Origin of the sequence: Paracoccus sp. pheM1 (assembly GCF_018499825.1) — a bacterium.
GTDB lineage: Bacteria > Pseudomonadota > Alphaproteobacteria > Rhodobacterales > Rhodobacteraceae > Paracoccus > Paracoccus versutus.
The window spans coordinates 1,449,256-1,462,843 of the sequence record NZ_JAGXCX010000001.1 but is presented as its reverse complement, the minus strand read 5'-3'; the positions used below and the strand labels follow the sequence as shown (position 1 = coordinate 1,462,843).

Sequence of the window (13,588 nt, the reverse complement as noted above, 5' to 3'; positions counted from 1 at the left end):
CGCGGTCACGGGCCATGAAAACCAAACGATCCCCGTGACGGTTGTCACGAAGCGGCGATTTCACCTTGCGGATAGGCCGCTCCCGACGCGCCCACCGCGGCCGGAACAGGTGAAAGATCGAGGCAGGTTTCCTGACTTGCGGGTCGTCACCTGGACCGGCCTTCCCGACGCGAAATCCGCGCCAGTGGCATGTCGGACAGGCTCTCCGCCAACAGTTGCGGGGGCAGTTCCGGAATTGGCGAAAGCCTGACCGGATTCCCTTTTACCCGGGGTTTCCCCCGGCACCTTGATCTGTCGGCAGGGTCGGCTGGATCCGCGCCCAAGTCAACCTGGCGGAGGCATCGAAATTCTCATCTAGATTATGAGGATGACACAGGAGAGAGGTAAAGCGACGACGGCAGCTCGGTCAGGAGAACCCCATGTCGATCCTCGTAGAGTGATTGTCCGCCAAGGGCTCTTCGCATCGTATGCGCTGGTGGCAATCAGCGTTAATAGGAAGCGGCGGGGCCGCTCTCTTGGCCGAAGCTGGCCAATCTTGTGATGGTGGTTGGCAACTTGCGCTGGCGGTCGGGGCACCGCATTCCGCAAGTATTTCTACGCCAAAGTGTGCCAGCTTGCGATCAGCCCAAGCATAGCCGTTGAATCCCGCGACAGGCGGGTTTTCCTCATTGCATCGGATACCTGCAGGGAGGCTGGAACCACCTTGTCCGGCACGAAGATTCTCTGGGGCCAGATCAGCGTGGTCTTCCTGATCGTGCTGATGTTCGTCTGGTCCGGCACGCAATGGACGGCCTGGCGGCTCGGCTTCCAGCCCCAGCTCGGCCCGGCATGGTTCGATCTCTGGGGCATCCCGGTCTATTATCCGCCGGCCCTGTTCTGGTGGTGGTATTTCTACGACGCCTACGCCCCGCGCATCTTCATGGAGGGCGGCATCATCGCCGCCTCGGGCGGTTTCCTCGCCATCGGCATCGCCATCCTGATGTCGGTCTGGCGTGCCCGGGAGGCGGAGGATGTCGAGACCTATGGTTCGGCCCGATGGGCGGGCCGGGCCGAGATCGAACGGGCGGGGCTGCTCGGTCCCGACGGCGTCGTGCTGGGCAAGCTCGGTGTTGACTATCTGCGCCATGACGGGCCGGAACATGTGCTCTGCTTCGCGCCGACCCGCTCCGGCAAGGGCGTCGGGCTGGTGGTGCCGACACTGCTGACCTGGCCGGGCTCGGCCATCGTCCACGACATCAAGGGCGAGAACTGGCAGCTGACCGCCGGGTTCAGGGCCAGACACGGCCGGGTGTTGCTGTTCGATCCGACCAATGCGGGTTCCGCCGCCTATAATCCGCTGCTGGAGGTGAGGCGTGGGGAATGGGAGGTGCGCGACGTCCAGAACATCGCCGACATCCTGGTCGATCCCGAGGGCTCGCTGGAAAAGCGCAACCATTGGGAAAAGACCAGCCACGCCCTGCTGGTCGGCGTCATCCTGCACGTGCTCTATGCCGAGAAGGAAAAAACCCTGGCGCGCGTCGCCGCCTTCCTCTCCGATCCGCGCCGCTCGATCGAGGCGACGCTGGCGGCGATGATGAAGACCCCGCATCTGGGCGAGGCCGGGCCGCATCCGGTCATCGCCAGCGCCGCGCGGGAACTGCTGAACAAGTCCGAGAACGAACGCTCCGGGGTGCTGAGCACGGCGATATCCTTCCTCGGCCTCTATCGCGACCCGGTCGTGGCGGCCGTGACATCGCATTGTGACTGGCGCATCGCCGATCTGATCGCGGCGGAAAAACCCTCGACGCTCTACCTCGTTGTGCCGCCTTCGGACATCAACCGCACCAAGCCGCTGATCCGGCTGATCCTCAACCAGATCGGGCGACGGCTGACAGAGGACCTGCATGCCAAGGACGACCGCCACCGCCTGCTGCTGATGCTCGACGAGTTTCCGGCCCTCGGGCGGCTGGACTTCTTCGAATCTGCCCTCGCCTTCATGGCCGGCTACGGCATCAAGTCCTTCCTGATCGCGCAATCGCTGAACCAGATCGAGAAGGCCTACGGTCCCAACAACTCGATCCTCGACAATTGCCATGTCCGGGTCAGCTTCGCCACCAATGACGAGAGGACCGCGAAGCGGGTCTCCGACGCCCTTGGCACCGCCACCGAGATGAAGGCGATGAAGAACTATGCCGGGCACCGCCTCGCGCCCTGGCTCGGGCATATCATGGTCTCGCGCTCCGAGACGGCCCGGCCCCTGCTGACCCCCGGCGAGGTGATGCAGCTGCCGCCCGAGGACGAGATCGTCATGGTCGCCGGCACGCCGCCGATCCGGGCCAGGAAGGCGCGCTATTATGCCGATCCGCGCTTCCGCGAGCGGGTGCTGTCCCCGCCGGATCCGCGCGGGGTTGCGCCGGTAGCGCGGTCGGACGACTGGACCGGGCTGAAGCCGCCACAGCTGGATGCCGTGGGGCAGGGGGCTGATGCCGGAGCAGCGCCACATGCCGGCGCTGCACAGGCCGATGCGCAATCGTCCGCGGACTCGGACGATGCCGGGTTGCGCCGCGAACCGGGGTTGGAGCCGTATCAGGACATCGCCCCGGAGCCGGCTGCGCCTCCCGAGAACGAATTCGATCCCGACTTCGATGCCTCGGAACAGCAGGCGGGCCGCAACCGGGGGTTGGTGCGCGACATGCGCCGGGTCGCGCGCCAGATCTCCATGGACCAGAACGATGGAATGGAGCTTTGAGCCATGCCGCAACATGCCGACAAGAAGAAACGCCTCTCGGTCTATCTCGACCCGGACCTGATGCTGCTGCTGGCCGATTATGCCGACCGGCGCGGCAAATCCCGCTCGCTCATCGCCGAGGCGGCCATCGCCTCCTTCCTCACCCCCGATGCCGACGAACGGCAGGAGGCTGCCACGACCCGCCGGCTCGATCGTATCGACCGCAGCATCCAGCGGCTGGAACGCGATATCGGCATCGCCAACGAGGCCTTCGCGATCTTCATGCGGTCCTGGCTGACCGCCACCCCGGTGCTGCCCGAGGCGGCGCAGGCCGCCGCGCAGGCGCAGGGCGGCCAGCGCTATGACCGCTTCCTCGAAGCTCTCGGCCGCCGCCTCGCCAGCGGTCCTAAGCTGCGGCAGGAGGTGCCGGAGGAGCGAGAGTAGGTAAAGCACGTCGGCGCACCCACCTATGCGTTCCGGGTCAGTGCGGCCAGTCCTCATCGGCCCAGTCCCGCGACGTATGGATGACGCGCAGGATGACGACGCTTTCCCGGCCTGCTATGGTCCGCAACTCGTAGGCGATGATATAGGGCAGGCGGCTGACGGATTTCTCGTAGCTGCCGGTGACCCGGCCGGGGCGCCCGGTTGCCATGTCTCCGAGAGCTGCGCCGGTGTCCCGGAGCCGATCCGCAACCCGCCTTGCGGCGGCCGGGTTGTCCAGCGCGATGAAGGCGATCTGTTCCTTGATGTCGTCCAGGGCGGCGCGCGCCCAGGTCACCGGCCGCTTCACGCGTTTCCTGCGCGCTTCGCTTCCGCCGCGTCGATCACGGCATCGATCTCGGCCATGGCCTCGTCATGCGGCACAACGCGGCCGGTTTCCGCATCGGCCATGCCGCGCCGGATGCCGTCGATGATTTCCAGCTCGCGCTCGACATAGGTGGAAACGGCCTCGGCCGCGAGGAACGACTTGCTGCGCCGGGTTTCGCCGGCGATCCGCTCCAGCTTCCGCTTGGTCTCGGGGGAAACCCGAATCGTCATGGTGGTGCTTGCCGTCATAGTGAAGGCCTTGTGTTGTTCTGTGCACAAGATAGCACGACCGGGTCGGCCATGCCACAGTTCAGAGGTAAGGTGTGAAGACGTTATGCGACAACCCGGCCCTGCGCCGGCTGCTCAGCCTGGCGCGGACCCTGTCCGCGCAAGACAGCAAGACACGATGAGTCAGTCGCCAGGTCGACGCCCAGCACTGACGCCCCGTTTTGCCTTTGCGAATCCGCGATCCGAGGCCAGAAACCGCTCCAGCATCGGCACGACGAGTTTCTGCGGCGGGACCGCGGCACCCTGTGCGCCGGGTGCGGTGCGACCTAGCAACTCGCCATACAGGGTCAGATCCCTGTGCAGGCTCGCGGGCAGTTCGAGGGTGAGCTTCACGGGCGTATCGTCGGCGATCGGCTCAAGCTTCAGCTTCGTCATGGCGTCATCCTCCTGTCTGCTCGAACACAAGATCCCGGCTCACGACAATCCTGACCGGGAATCCCGGCCGGATGGTCAGCGTCGGCGCGACCTGCAGCTGGCGCTGGACGATCTGCTGACCGGCCTGGTCGACGGTATCCTGGGCGCCGTCGCGGATGGCGCGGATCAGCCGGTCTTCCTCGTCGTCGGCGGCGAGTTCGGTGCCCACTGCCAGCAGCGTCGAGAGCCCGGCAGCCTTCATCAGATCCCACCAGTGGTAATCGACGCCGTCCTCGAGCCCGGCGTAACCGGACGCATCGGCGCCCGGCAGACGCTCCAACACCAAGGAGCGGCCATCAGGGAAGATCAGCCTGCTCCAGACCAGCAGCACGCGTCGCTGGCCGAAACTCACGCCGGCATCGTATTCGCCGATGATGCGGGTGCCCTGCGGGATCAGCAGAATCGAGCCGGTCGGGCTGTCGTAGACGGGCTGGGTGACCTGGGCCACGATCTGGCCGGGCAGGTCGGAGCGGATGCCGGTGATCAGCGCCGCCGGGATCACCGATCCGGCCTGCAGGATCCAGGGCGAGGCCGGCGGTTCGACACGATCCGGGGCCACCGTGATGCGATCGGCGGCAGCGCCCAGGAACGCTGCGTGCCGGTCCTGCGCCCCCATGCCCTCCGGCTGTCCCATGGTGCCGAGCCCGCCCGAGGCCCGAACGGAACTGCCTGCGCCCATGTCCGGCCCACCCGCAGACCGTGGCCCGGCTTGAAAGAACACGCCGCTGACCCGCGCCGCTTCCTCTTCCGCCAGCCGCTGCTGCTCGGCCGCATCCATGGCGGGCGCGGGTTCGAGCGGTGCGGAAATGTCCGGCGCCGGGATCGGTTCGCCGCGATTGCGGGCATTGAGGATCGGCTTGCCGAGATCGCCGGGCAATGCCGGGCCGAGGGCGGGACCGGTATAGTCGCGCGGCAGTTCGGCCAGCCCGTCGGCGGTGGCGCGGTTCTCGGTGGAAAACAGCTCCTCGCCGCCGGTTTGCCCCACGTCCTTGCCCTGCAGCGCATAGATCAGCGCCGCGCCGACGCCGAGCGCGGCGATCCCGGCCATGCCCGCCAGCACTTTTCGCGACAGCCGGGTGACGCGCGGCGGTTCGGCGCGCAGGCGCATCGGGGCGGCGGCGGCTTCCCTGTCGCTCATGACGGCACCCTCCCCTGTGCCGCCGACTGCAACCGATGGATCCGCACCACCTGCTGGCGCTTGCCGCTGCCAAGGCGCAGTTCGGCGACACCGAAGAGCCGGTCGACGATCAGCACATTGCCGTGCACACGGCTGTTGACGATCTCCGGCTCACCCTCCGGACCGATGACGAAGAGCGGCGGCATCTCGCCCTGCGCGATGCCGGGTGGAAAGACGACATAGACCCGGCGGCCGTCGTCGAAGACCGAGACGGGGCGCCAGGGCGGGCTCGTGCCCTCGATCTGCAAGCCGTAGCGATGGTTGCGCGCGGCAGCGGCCGGGATCGCCGGCGCCCCGGGAACCGCCCGCCGCTGTGCCGTTACCGACGAAGTTTCCGGATAATGCCATGACACCGCCGGCATCCAGGTCTCTTCGCCGGCGCGCAGTTCCAGCATGTAGCGGCGCCGGTCGGTGGCGATGACCAGATTGGTGGCGATGTCCGGCCGGGTCGGCTTGACCAGCACATGCACGCGGCGGGACGCACCACTGCCGCTCTCGGTATCGCCGATGATCCAGCGGGCGGTGTCGCCGGCGGCGATGGGGCCGGTTCCGGTCAGCCGCTCGCCAGGCTCCAGCGCGATATCGGTGATCTGTCCCGGCGCGGCATAGACCTGATAGAGCGCGCCATCGCTCCAGGGATAGACCTGAATGGCATTGTAATAGCCCTCGCGGCGCGGCTCGACCCGCGCCGCGAGATTGGCATTCGCCACCCGGCCGGTGGGGCTTTCCGCCGCATTGCCGCCTTTCGCTGGCGTCCAGCCCGGTGGCACATGCAGCGGTTTCGGGGCAGGGTCAGCCTGAACGGCAGCGGGCGGCGACGGCAGCGGCGGGACATGGTCGTCATAGCTGAACTGCGGGGCCTTGCTGGTAGCGCAGCCCGCCAGCACGGTGGCCGACAGCAGGACCGCGGCCAGCATGCATCCGGGCAAACGCTTCACCGGCTTCCAGTTCATTCCTTCGGTGAGAACGATGCTCATTGGCTCATCTCCCGCGACCATGAGATCGCATTGACGTAGATGCCGAGGGGATTGGCGCGCAGGGCCTCGGCACTGCGCGGCGTCTGGATGACGATGGTCAGGATCGCGGTCCAGCGCTCGGTGGCCGAAAGCTGGCCGTTCTCGTAGCGCTTTTCCGTCCAGGCGACCCGAAAACTGTCGGGCGAGGCGCGGATGACACTCGACACCTCGACCGAGACCTGCCGCTCGCCCAGTTTCGAGAATGGATCGTTGCCGCGGGCATGGTCGTTCAGCGCCGCGGCGCCACGATCGGTGGTCCAATCATAGGCCCGAAGCCAGTTCTGGCGCAGGATCACCGGATCGGCGGGGATCGACCGGACCTGCTCAATGAGCCGGCCGAGATGCCAGGCGATCTGCGGATCGGTGGGGCGATAATCGGCCGCGGCCGGGGCGACGGCCTGGGCTTGGCCGAGATCGTCGACCTGCACCACCCATGGCACGACGGTACCCCGTGCCGATTGCCAGACCAGTGCGGAAGCAAACCCTGCAGCGAGGATCAGACAGGCGAAGGCCATCAGCCGCCAGTTCCTGGCCTGGGCGCGGGCCGAGCCGATGCGCTCGTCCCAGACCTGCGCCGCTTTCTGATAGGGGGTCGCGGGGTCCGGCACCTTGCCGTAATGCGTAGTCGGTCGTCTGAACAGGTTCATGGCTTGTCGCTTTCGGAAAGGGAGATGGAGGCGCCGGGGCCATGGCTGTCGCCGGAGCGGACCGCATGAGCGGTCACGGTGGCGCCCCGGGCAAGCGACTGCCCGCGCATGCGCTGCGCCCAAGCCGGTGCATTGCCGCCGGCATCGGCATTCGAGCTACCAACACCGACGCTCGTGCCGCCGAGCGTACCCTGCGTGGTGCTGCCCCCGGTGCTGGTGAAACCGGCCTTCACGCCGGCTTCGCGGCTGGCCTTGAGACTGGCCGCCGCCCGGCGCAGCGGGGTCATGGCGGCGATGCCCGCGCCCTTGCCGACGCCGGCGGCACCGGAGAGCGCGCCACCAATGCCGGACTGCCCGGCGGAGTTGAGGCTATAGGCGGCGGAGGCGGCCCCCGCCGTGGCGGCCCCGCCGCGCGCGGTCGCGGCAACGCCCCTGGCGCCGAGCACCGTGGCGCCGCCAGCGGCCAGCGCGGCGCCTCCCACGGCCAGCCCGGTGCCGGCGACGGCGCCCGCGCCGAGTTGCGGCCCGCCGGAGACGAGGCCGGTGGCGATGCCGGGGCCGAAGATGCCGAGACCGAGCAGCGACAGTGCGGCCAGCACGATGGCCATGGCATCGTCGACGGTGGGGGAAACGCCGCCGAAGCCGGTGGTGAACCGGCCGAACAAGGTGCTGCCGATGCCGATGATCACGGCGAGGACCAGGACCTTGATGCCCGAGGACACGACATTGCCCAGCACGCGCTCGGCCATGAACGCGGTCTTGCCGAAGAGGCCGAAGGGAATCAGCACGAAGCCCGCGAGCGTGGTCAGCTTGAATTCGATCAGGGTGACGAAGAGCTGGATCGCAAGGATGAAAAAGGCCAGGATCACCAGCGCCCAGGCGAAGAACAGGCAGAGGATCTGGATCAGGTTCTCGAAGACGGCCACCCAGCCCATCAGGTCGGAGATGGATTCCAGCAGCGGCCGCGCGGCATCGAGCCCGGTCTGGGCGGCGCGGCCGGGGCGCAGCAGATCGGCGGCGGAGAACCCGGTGCCGGAGGCCAGCAGCCCGAGCCCCGCGAAGCTTTCGAAGACGATGCGGGCAAGGCTGTTCCAGTTCGAGATCAGATACGCGAAGACGCCGACGAAGATCGTCTTCTTCACCAGCCGGGCGATGATGTCGTCCTCGGCGCCCCAGGCCCAGAACAGCGCGGCCAAGGTCACGTCGATGACGATCAGCGTGCTGGCGATGAAGGCCACCTCGCCGCCGAGCAGACCGAAGCCCGAGTCGATATAGCTGGTGAAGACCGCCAGGAACTCGTCAATGACCCCAGACCCGCCCATGCGCCTCTACTCCTCGCGGCTGGGGGTTGTGGCAGATTGCGCCGGATCGCGCCCGAGGAAGCGATCACGGGTCTCGGCCCAGATTGCGAGGCACTCGGCATCCTCGGCTGCGGCCTCGCCCATCCGCTGGCAGCGGCGCTGGCCCTCGCGCAGCGAATCTTCCTGCCGCGCAGGTGCCTCGCTCCCCGGCAGCGGCGGCAGATCGCCGTTCCGTTCCATGCGGATCAGCGTCACGATCATGACGATCGCCAGGAACAGGATGGCAACGAGCCGGGCCATCGCCTTGCCTCCCATGATAGGGCCTCCCCGGACGGTCAGTTGTTGAACATCCGGGCATTGCCGGGCTGGTAGCCGGTACCGGAGGTCAGGAAGCGTTCGCGCTGGATGCGGCCCTGCTGGGCAGCGGTGGCGCGCTCGGCCTCGGACAAGGCATCGGCCCTGCCATTGGCCGAGACCACGGCGATCAGATCCGAGATCTGCTGTGACTGGAGCGCGAGCAGTTGATTGCCGGCCTGGGTGGCCTGCAGCGCGCCGACGGCATTCTGGCTCTCGCTGACCAGATCGGTCATCTCGCTGCGGTTGGCGTCGATATTGCCGACCACGCCGGCCTGCACCCGCATGGCATCCTGTAGCCCGCCGACGGTGTTCTCCCAGCGGGAGCGGGCATCGGCGACCAGTTGGGCGTCGGTCGACGAGAGCGCAACATTGCCATACTGGTTCTGGAAAGCCTGGTCGATCTGGCCCACGTCATAGGCAAGATTCTGTGCCTCGCCGAGAAGCTGCTGGGTGCGGCTGACGTTCTGCTGCAACTGCTGCAGCGAACTATGCGGCAGGCTTGTGAGATTGCGGGCCTGATTGATCAGCATCTGCGCCTCGTTCTGAAGCGAGGTGATCTGGTTGTTGATCTGTTCCAGCGTCCGTGCCGCGGTCAGCACGTTCTGGGCGTAGTTCGACGGGTCGTAGACGATACGCCAGGCATGGGCCGGGCTGGTCAGTATGGGCGTGAGCGTGACGGGAAAGGCCAGCGCCAGTGCGAGCATGGAGGCGCCGGCCATCCGGGAGATCGGGTGCATCCTGCGTGTCATGGGGTCGTCTCCTTTTCTTTCAAGGTGGGTTCGAGGTCGCCAGCCTCGGCGAGGATGGCCGGAACGTCCGTTGCTTCCGTCGCGAGATTGTCGAGATCCGGGATCAGATCCGCCGCCCACTCGACGCCGCGCGCCTTGAGCCAGGCCGCGAGAAAACCGTCGTGGCCATGTTCGGCGAGGATGTTCGAGATCAGCGCCTGATCGGATTTGGACGAGGCGGCACAAAGCGCGAGGCCGACTTCCGTCATTCCCAGCTCGAACAGCCGGTTGCCTCTGCGGCTTTGGCAGTAATAGTCGCGCTTGGGCGTCGCCCGCGCGAGGATTTCGATCTGGCGGTCGTTGAGGCCGAAGCGGCGATAGATGGCGGTGATCTGCGGCTCGACGGCCCGCTCGTTCGGCAGCAACAGCCGGGTCGGGCAGGACTCGATGATGGCCGGGGCGATGGCGGAATTGTCGATGTCGCTCAGCGACTGCGTGGCGAAGATCACCGAGGCGTTCTTCTTGCGCAGCGTCTTCAGCCATTCGCGAAGCTGTTCGGCGAAGGCATCGTCGTCCAGCGCCAGCCAGCCCTCGTCGATGATCAGCAGCGTCGGGCGGCCGTCTAGACGGTCGCCGATGCGGTGGAACAGGTAGGACAGGACCGCAGGGGCTGCGCCGGTGCCGACCAGCCCCTCGATCTCGAAGGCCTGAACCGAGGCACTGCCCAGATGCTCGCTCTCGGCATCGAGAAGCCGGCCGTAAGGCCCGCCGACGCAATAGGGCCGCAGCGCCTGCTTCAACTCGTTGGACTGCAACAGGACCGCAAGGCCGGTGATGGTGCGCTCCCCGACCGGCGCCGAGGCCAGCGAGGTCAGCGCCGTCCAGATGTGTTCCTTCACCTCGGGCGTGATCTCGACGGTCTCGCGCCGGAGGATGCCGACGATCCAGTCGGCGGCCCAGGCGCGTTCCGCCGTCTCGTGGATACGGGCCAGTGGCTGCAGCGAAACCGACGTCTCGGCTGCCTCGGTCAGCTCGCCACCGAGATCATGCCAGTCGCCGCCCATGGCGAGCGCGGCCGCACGGATGCTGCCGCCGAAATCGAAGGCAAACACCTGCGATCCTGCGTAGCGGCGGAATTGCAGCGCCATCAGTGCCAGCAGCACCGATTTGCCCGCGCCGGTCGGTCCAACCACGAGGGTGTGGCCGACATCGCCGACATGCAGCGAGAAGCGGAACGGTGTCGATCCCTCGGTGCGGCCATAAAGCAGCGGTGGGGCATCGAAATGCATGTCATGCGCCTCTCCCGCCCACACCGCCGAGAGCGGGATCATATGGGCGAGGTTCAGCGTGCTGATTGGGGGCTGGCGGACATTGGCATAGGCATGTCCGGGCAGGCTGCCCAGCCAGGCATCGACGGCATTGACCGTCTCGATCATAGCGGCGAAATCTCGGCCCTGGACCAGTTTCTCGACCAGCCGCAGCTTCTCGTCGGTGACGCGCGGGTCAGCATCCCAGACAGTGATCGTCGCGGTCACATAACCCATGCCGGCGATGTCGGCGCCGAGTTCCTGTAGCGCCATGTCCGCATCCACGGCCTTGTTGGCGGCGTCGGTGTCCACCAATGCCGACGGCTCGCTGGTCATCACCTCCTTGAGGATCGCGGCGATGCTCTTGCGTTTGGCGAACCATTGCCGCCTGATCTTCGTCAGCAGCCGGGCGGCTTCCGGCTTGTCGATCAGAATGGCGCGTGTCGACCAGCGGTAGGGAAAGGCGATGCGGTTCAGGTCGTCGAGAATTCCGGGCGTGGTCGCCGTCGGAAAACCGTTCAGGGTCAGGATGCGAAGATGCTGCGCGCCGAGACGCGGCTCCAGCCCGCCGGTCAGCGGCTGATCGGCCAGCAGCGCGTCGAGATGCATCGGCACCTCGGGCACGCGCAGCCGCTGCCGGTTGGTCGAGATGGTGGAATGCAGGTAGGTCAGCGTCCCGGCATCGTCGAGCCAGCGGCATTCGGGCATGAAGCCGTCGAGCAGCGCCAGCACCCGGTCGGTGCGGTCGATGAAGCCGTGCAGGATATCGCGCGCGTTGACGCCGGATCGTTCGCGGCCTTCGTAGAGCCAGCTTTCGGCGCGGGCGGCCTCCTCGGCCGGGGGCAGCCAGAGGAAGGTCAGGAAATACGCGGAGATGAAATGCATGCCCTGTTCTTCGAATCCGGCCTTGCGCTCGGCGTCGAGCAGGGCCGAGGCCGGATCCGGGAACAGGCTCTCGGGATAGGTGGAATCCTCGCGGCGTTGCGCCTCGACGAAGATCGCCCAGCCCGAGCCGAGGCGGCGGAAGGCGTTGTTCAGCCGTCCCGCCACCGCAACCAGTTCGGCGGCAACCGCGGAATCCAGATCGGGACCACGGAACCGGGCGGTGCGCTGGAAGCTGCCGTCCTTGTTCAGCACCACGCCGGGCGCGACGAGCGCCGCCCAGGGCAGGAAGTCGGCGAGGCGGCTGGCAGTGCGGCGGTATTCCGCGAGATTTATCATGGTTCGTCCTCACACCGAGAGATGTCCGGGGATGCGCAGATGCCGCCGCCCGACCTCGACGAAGAGCGGATCGCGCTTCGCGGCCCAGACAGCGGCCAGATGGCCGACCGCCCAGATCAGGATGCCGGCCAACCAGAGCTGCAGCCCGAGGCCCACGGCTCCGGCCAGCGTGCCGTTCAGGATGGCAATGGCGCGCGGCGCCCCGCCGAGCAGGATCGGCTCGGTCAGGGCGCGATGCACCGGGACCGAGAAGCCCGGAACCTCGGACAGCTGTTCGAAGCTCTGGGCCATCAGACCAAGGCTCCGCCGCCGAAGCTGAAGAAGGATAGGAAGAAGCTGGAGGCCGCGAAGGCGATGGAAATGCCGAAGACGATTTGGATCAGGCGGCGGAAGCCGCCGCCGGTATCGCCGAAGGCCAGCGTCAGCCCGGTGACGATGATGATGATCACCGCGACGATGCGGGCGACCGGCCCTTCGACCGATTGCAGGATGCTGGTCAGCGGTGCCTCCCAGGGCATCGAGGACCCGGCGGCATGGGCGGTCGGGGCCAGCACAAAGCTGACATAGGCGGAGCTGGCGGCCACCGCGACGTGGCGACGGACCTTCAAGGCGTGACGGATCATTCGGAATCTCCTGTTTCGGGCGGTATGATTGGGGCGATGCGGTAATCGCCATCCGGGCCGAGCCCGTCCACGCGGGCGAGTTCGACCAGCCGCCGGGATGCGCCACGGCCAGCGAGGACGGCAACGATGTCGATGGTTTCCGCGATCATGGCGCGTGGCACGGTGACGACGGCTTCCTGGATCAGCTGTTCGAGGCGGCGCAGGGCGCCGAGACCGGTTCCGGCATGGATGGTGCCGATGCCGCCGGGATGGCCGGTCCCCCAGGCTTTGAGCAGATCCAGCGCCTCGGCGCCGCGCACCTCTCCGATCGGGATGCGGTCGGGACGCAGCCGCAGCGAGGACCGGACCAGATCGGACAAGGTCGCGACGCCGTCCTTGGTCCGCATGGCAACGAGGTTCGGCGCGGCGCATTGCAACTCGCGGGTGTCCTCGATGATCACCACGCGGTCCTGCGTCTTGGCTACTTCGGCCAGCAGCGCATTGGTCAGGGTGGTCTTGCCGGTCGAGGTGCCTCCGGCGACGAGGATATTGGCGCGGGTCGCGACCGCGAGCCGCAGCGCCTCCGCCTGCATCCGGGTCATGATGCCGGCGGCAACGTAATCGTCGAGGGTGAAGACGGCCACGGCCGGCTTGCGGATGGCGAAGGCTGGGGCGGCGACCACCGGCGGCAGCAGACCCTCGAAGCGTTCGCCGGTTTCCGGCAATTCGGCCGAGACGCGCGGCGACCGGGCATGGACCTCGACACCGACGTGATGCGCGACGAGGCGCACGATCCGTTCGCCGTCGGCGGGAGAGAGCCGCTCGCCCGTGTCGCTCAGGCCCTCGGAAAGCCGGTCGATCCAGAGCCGCCCGTCGGGGTTGAGCATGACCTCGACAATGGCGGGATCTTCCAGAAACCGGGCGATGGCAGGTCCGAGCGCGGTGCGGAGCATGCGGGCGCCGCGTCGGATCGCTTCAGGTTTCTGGTGAGCAGCCGCCATCTCGTCCTCGTTCCG

Annotated in this window: 15 protein-coding genes and 1 riboswitch; of the genes, 2 read left to right on the top strand and 13 right to left on the bottom strand. The window is 67.3% G+C overall.

The features are described 5' to 3' along the window. Nucleotides 1–103: 103 nt before the first annotated feature. Nucleotides 104–304: riboswitch (cobalamin riboswitch) on the bottom strand. Nucleotides 305–703: 399 nt separating this feature from the next. Both KF941_RS07340 and KF941_RS07335 read left to right on the top strand, forming a co-directional pair. After that, entirely contained in the window at nucleotides 704–2,728 is a 2,025-nt protein-coding gene (locus tag KF941_RS07340; protein ID WP_214272984.1) for a conjugal transfer protein TraG, read from the top strand. A 3-nt stretch (nucleotides 2,729–2,731) separates the two neighbouring features. Continuing rightward, entirely contained in the window at nucleotides 2,732–3,151 is a 420-nt protein-coding gene (locus KF941_RS07335) for a ribbon-helix-helix protein, CopG family (protein ID WP_214272983.1), read from the top strand. Between the two features lie 37 nt (nucleotides 3,152–3,188). Here KF941_RS07335 and KF941_RS07330 read toward each other — a convergent pair whose 3' ends face one another. The 13 genes from KF941_RS07330 to trbB form a co-directional block, all read right to left on the bottom strand. Then, nucleotides 3,189–3,497, bottom strand: a complete 309-nt coding sequence (locus KF941_RS07330) for a type II toxin-antitoxin system RelE/ParE family toxin (RefSeq protein ID WP_214272982.1) — start codon at nucleotides 3,495–3,497, stop codon at nucleotides 3,189–3,191. Then, nucleotides 3,494–3,763, bottom strand: a complete 270-nt coding sequence (locus tag KF941_RS07325) for a CopG family ribbon-helix-helix protein (protein WP_214272981.1) — start codon at nucleotides 3,761–3,763, stop codon at nucleotides 3,494–3,496. The genes KF941_RS07330 and KF941_RS07325 overlap by 4 nt, the downstream gene beginning before the upstream one ends. Nucleotides 3,764–3,925: 162 nt before the next feature. Beyond that, the gene (locus tag KF941_RS07320; protein WP_214272980.1) at nucleotides 3,926–4,177 is read right to left on the bottom strand and encodes a DUF2274 domain-containing protein; all 252 of its coding nucleotides are present in this window, start codon (nucleotides 4,175–4,177) and stop codon (nucleotides 3,926–3,928) included. Between the two features lie 4 nt (nucleotides 4,178–4,181). After that, the gene (locus KF941_RS07315) at nucleotides 4,182–5,354 is read right to left on the bottom strand and encodes a TrbI/VirB10 family protein (protein WP_214272979.1); all 1,173 of its coding nucleotides are present in this window, start codon (nucleotides 5,352–5,354) and stop codon (nucleotides 4,182–4,184) included. Beyond that, on the bottom strand, nucleotides 5,351–6,310 hold the full coding sequence (trbG, locus tag KF941_RS07310; RefSeq protein ID WP_214273667.1) for a P-type conjugative transfer protein TrbG: 960 nt from the start codon (nucleotides 6,308–6,310) through the stop codon (nucleotides 5,351–5,353). The genes KF941_RS07315 and trbG overlap by 4 nt, the downstream gene beginning before the upstream one ends. A gap of 56 nt (nucleotides 6,311–6,366) precedes the next feature. Further along, the gene (gene trbF, locus KF941_RS07305) at nucleotides 6,367–7,056 is read right to left on the bottom strand and encodes a conjugal transfer protein TrbF (protein WP_214272978.1); all 690 of its coding nucleotides are present in this window, start codon (nucleotides 7,054–7,056) and stop codon (nucleotides 6,367–6,369) included. After that, nucleotides 7,053–8,378, bottom strand: a complete 1,326-nt coding sequence (trbL, locus tag KF941_RS07300; RefSeq protein WP_214272977.1) for a P-type conjugative transfer protein TrbL — start codon at nucleotides 8,376–8,378, stop codon at nucleotides 7,053–7,055. Before trbL ends, trbF begins: the two co-directional genes overlap by 4 nt. Before the next feature lie 6 nt (nucleotides 8,379–8,384). Beyond that, nucleotides 8,385–8,672, bottom strand: a complete 288-nt coding sequence (gene trbK-alt / locus KF941_RS07295; protein WP_214272976.1) for a putative entry exclusion protein TrbK-alt — start codon at nucleotides 8,670–8,672, stop codon at nucleotides 8,385–8,387. Nucleotides 8,673–8,692: 20 nt separating this feature from the next. Next, entirely contained in the window at nucleotides 8,693–9,463 is a 771-nt protein-coding gene (gene trbJ / locus KF941_RS07290) for a P-type conjugative transfer protein TrbJ (RefSeq protein ID WP_214272975.1), read from the bottom strand. Next, nucleotides 9,460–11,970 carry a conjugal transfer protein TrbE gene (gene trbE, locus KF941_RS07285; RefSeq protein WP_214272974.1) on the bottom strand — a complete coding sequence of 837 codons (2,511 nt, stop codon included), beginning with the start codon at nucleotides 11,968–11,970 and terminating at the stop codon, nucleotides 9,460–9,462. Before trbE ends, trbJ begins: the two co-directional genes overlap by 4 nt. A gap of 9 nt (nucleotides 11,971–11,979) precedes the next feature. After that, nucleotides 11,980–12,261: a VirB3 family type IV secretion system protein gene (locus KF941_RS07280; protein WP_214272973.1), complete on the bottom strand. Its 282-nt coding sequence runs from the start codon at nucleotides 12,259–12,261 to the stop codon at nucleotides 11,980–11,982. Then, a complete protein-coding gene (locus KF941_RS07275; RefSeq protein ID WP_214272972.1) occupies nucleotides 12,261–12,593 on the bottom strand; it encodes a TrbC/VirB2 family protein in 333 nt (110 codons plus the stop codon). The genes KF941_RS07280 and KF941_RS07275 overlap by 1 nt, the downstream gene beginning before the upstream one ends. Then, the gene (trbB, locus tag KF941_RS07270) at nucleotides 12,590–13,573 is read right to left on the bottom strand and encodes a P-type conjugative transfer ATPase TrbB (protein ID WP_214272971.1); all 984 of its coding nucleotides are present in this window, start codon (nucleotides 13,571–13,573) and stop codon (nucleotides 12,590–12,592) included. Before trbB ends, KF941_RS07275 begins: the two co-directional genes overlap by 4 nt. Nucleotides 13,574–13,588: the final 15 nt, after the last annotated feature.

What these genes read in the sequence shown, in the direction of transcription:
- KF941_RS07335 (WP_214272983.1), top strand. Translation starts at nt 2,732, where the DNA reads ATGCCGCAACATGCCGACAAGAAGAAACGCCTCTCGGTCTATCTCGAC.
- KF941_RS07325 (WP_214272981.1), bottom strand. Translation starts at nt 3,763, where the DNA reads ATGACGGCAAGCACCACCATGACGATTCGGGTTTCCCCCGAGACCAAG.
- KF941_RS07320 (WP_214272980.1), bottom strand. Translation starts at nt 4,177, where the DNA reads ATGACGAAGCTGAAGCTTGAGCCGATCGCCGACGATACGCCCGTGAAG.
- KF941_RS07315 (WP_214272979.1), bottom strand. Translation starts at nt 5,354, where the DNA reads ATGAGCGACAGGGAAGCCGCCGCCGCCCCGATGCGCCTGCGCGCCGAA.
- trbG (WP_214273667.1), bottom strand. Translation starts at nt 6,310, where the DNA reads ATGCTGGCCGCGGTCCTGCTGTCGGCCACCGTGCTGGCGGGCTGCGCT.
- trbF (WP_214272978.1), bottom strand. Translation starts at nt 7,056, where the DNA reads ATGAACCTGTTCAGACGACCGACTACGCATTACGGCAAGGTGCCGGAC.
- trbL (WP_214272977.1), bottom strand. Translation starts at nt 8,378, where the DNA reads ATGGGCGGGTCTGGGGTCATTGACGAGTTCCTGGCGGTCTTCACCAGC.
- trbK-alt (WP_214272976.1), bottom strand. Translation starts at nt 8,672, where the DNA reads ATGGGAGGCAAGGCGATGGCCCGGCTCGTTGCCATCCTGTTCCTGGCG.
- trbJ (WP_214272975.1), bottom strand. Translation starts at nt 9,463, where the DNA reads ATGACACGCAGGATGCACCCGATCTCCCGGATGGCCGGCGCCTCCATG.
- trbE (WP_214272974.1), bottom strand. Translation starts at nt 11,970, where the DNA reads ATGATAAATCTCGCGGAATACCGCCGCACTGCCAGCCGCCTCGCCGAC.
- KF941_RS07280 (WP_214272973.1), bottom strand. Translation starts at nt 12,261, where the DNA reads ATGGCCCAGAGCTTCGAACAGCTGTCCGAGGTTCCGGGCTTCTCGGTC.
- KF941_RS07275 (WP_214272972.1), bottom strand. Translation starts at nt 12,593, where the DNA reads ATGATCCGTCACGCCTTGAAGGTCCGTCGCCACGTCGCGGTGGCCGCC.
- trbB (WP_214272971.1), bottom strand. Translation starts at nt 13,573, where the DNA reads ATGGCGGCTGCTCACCAGAAACCTGAAGCGATCCGACGCGGCGCCCGC.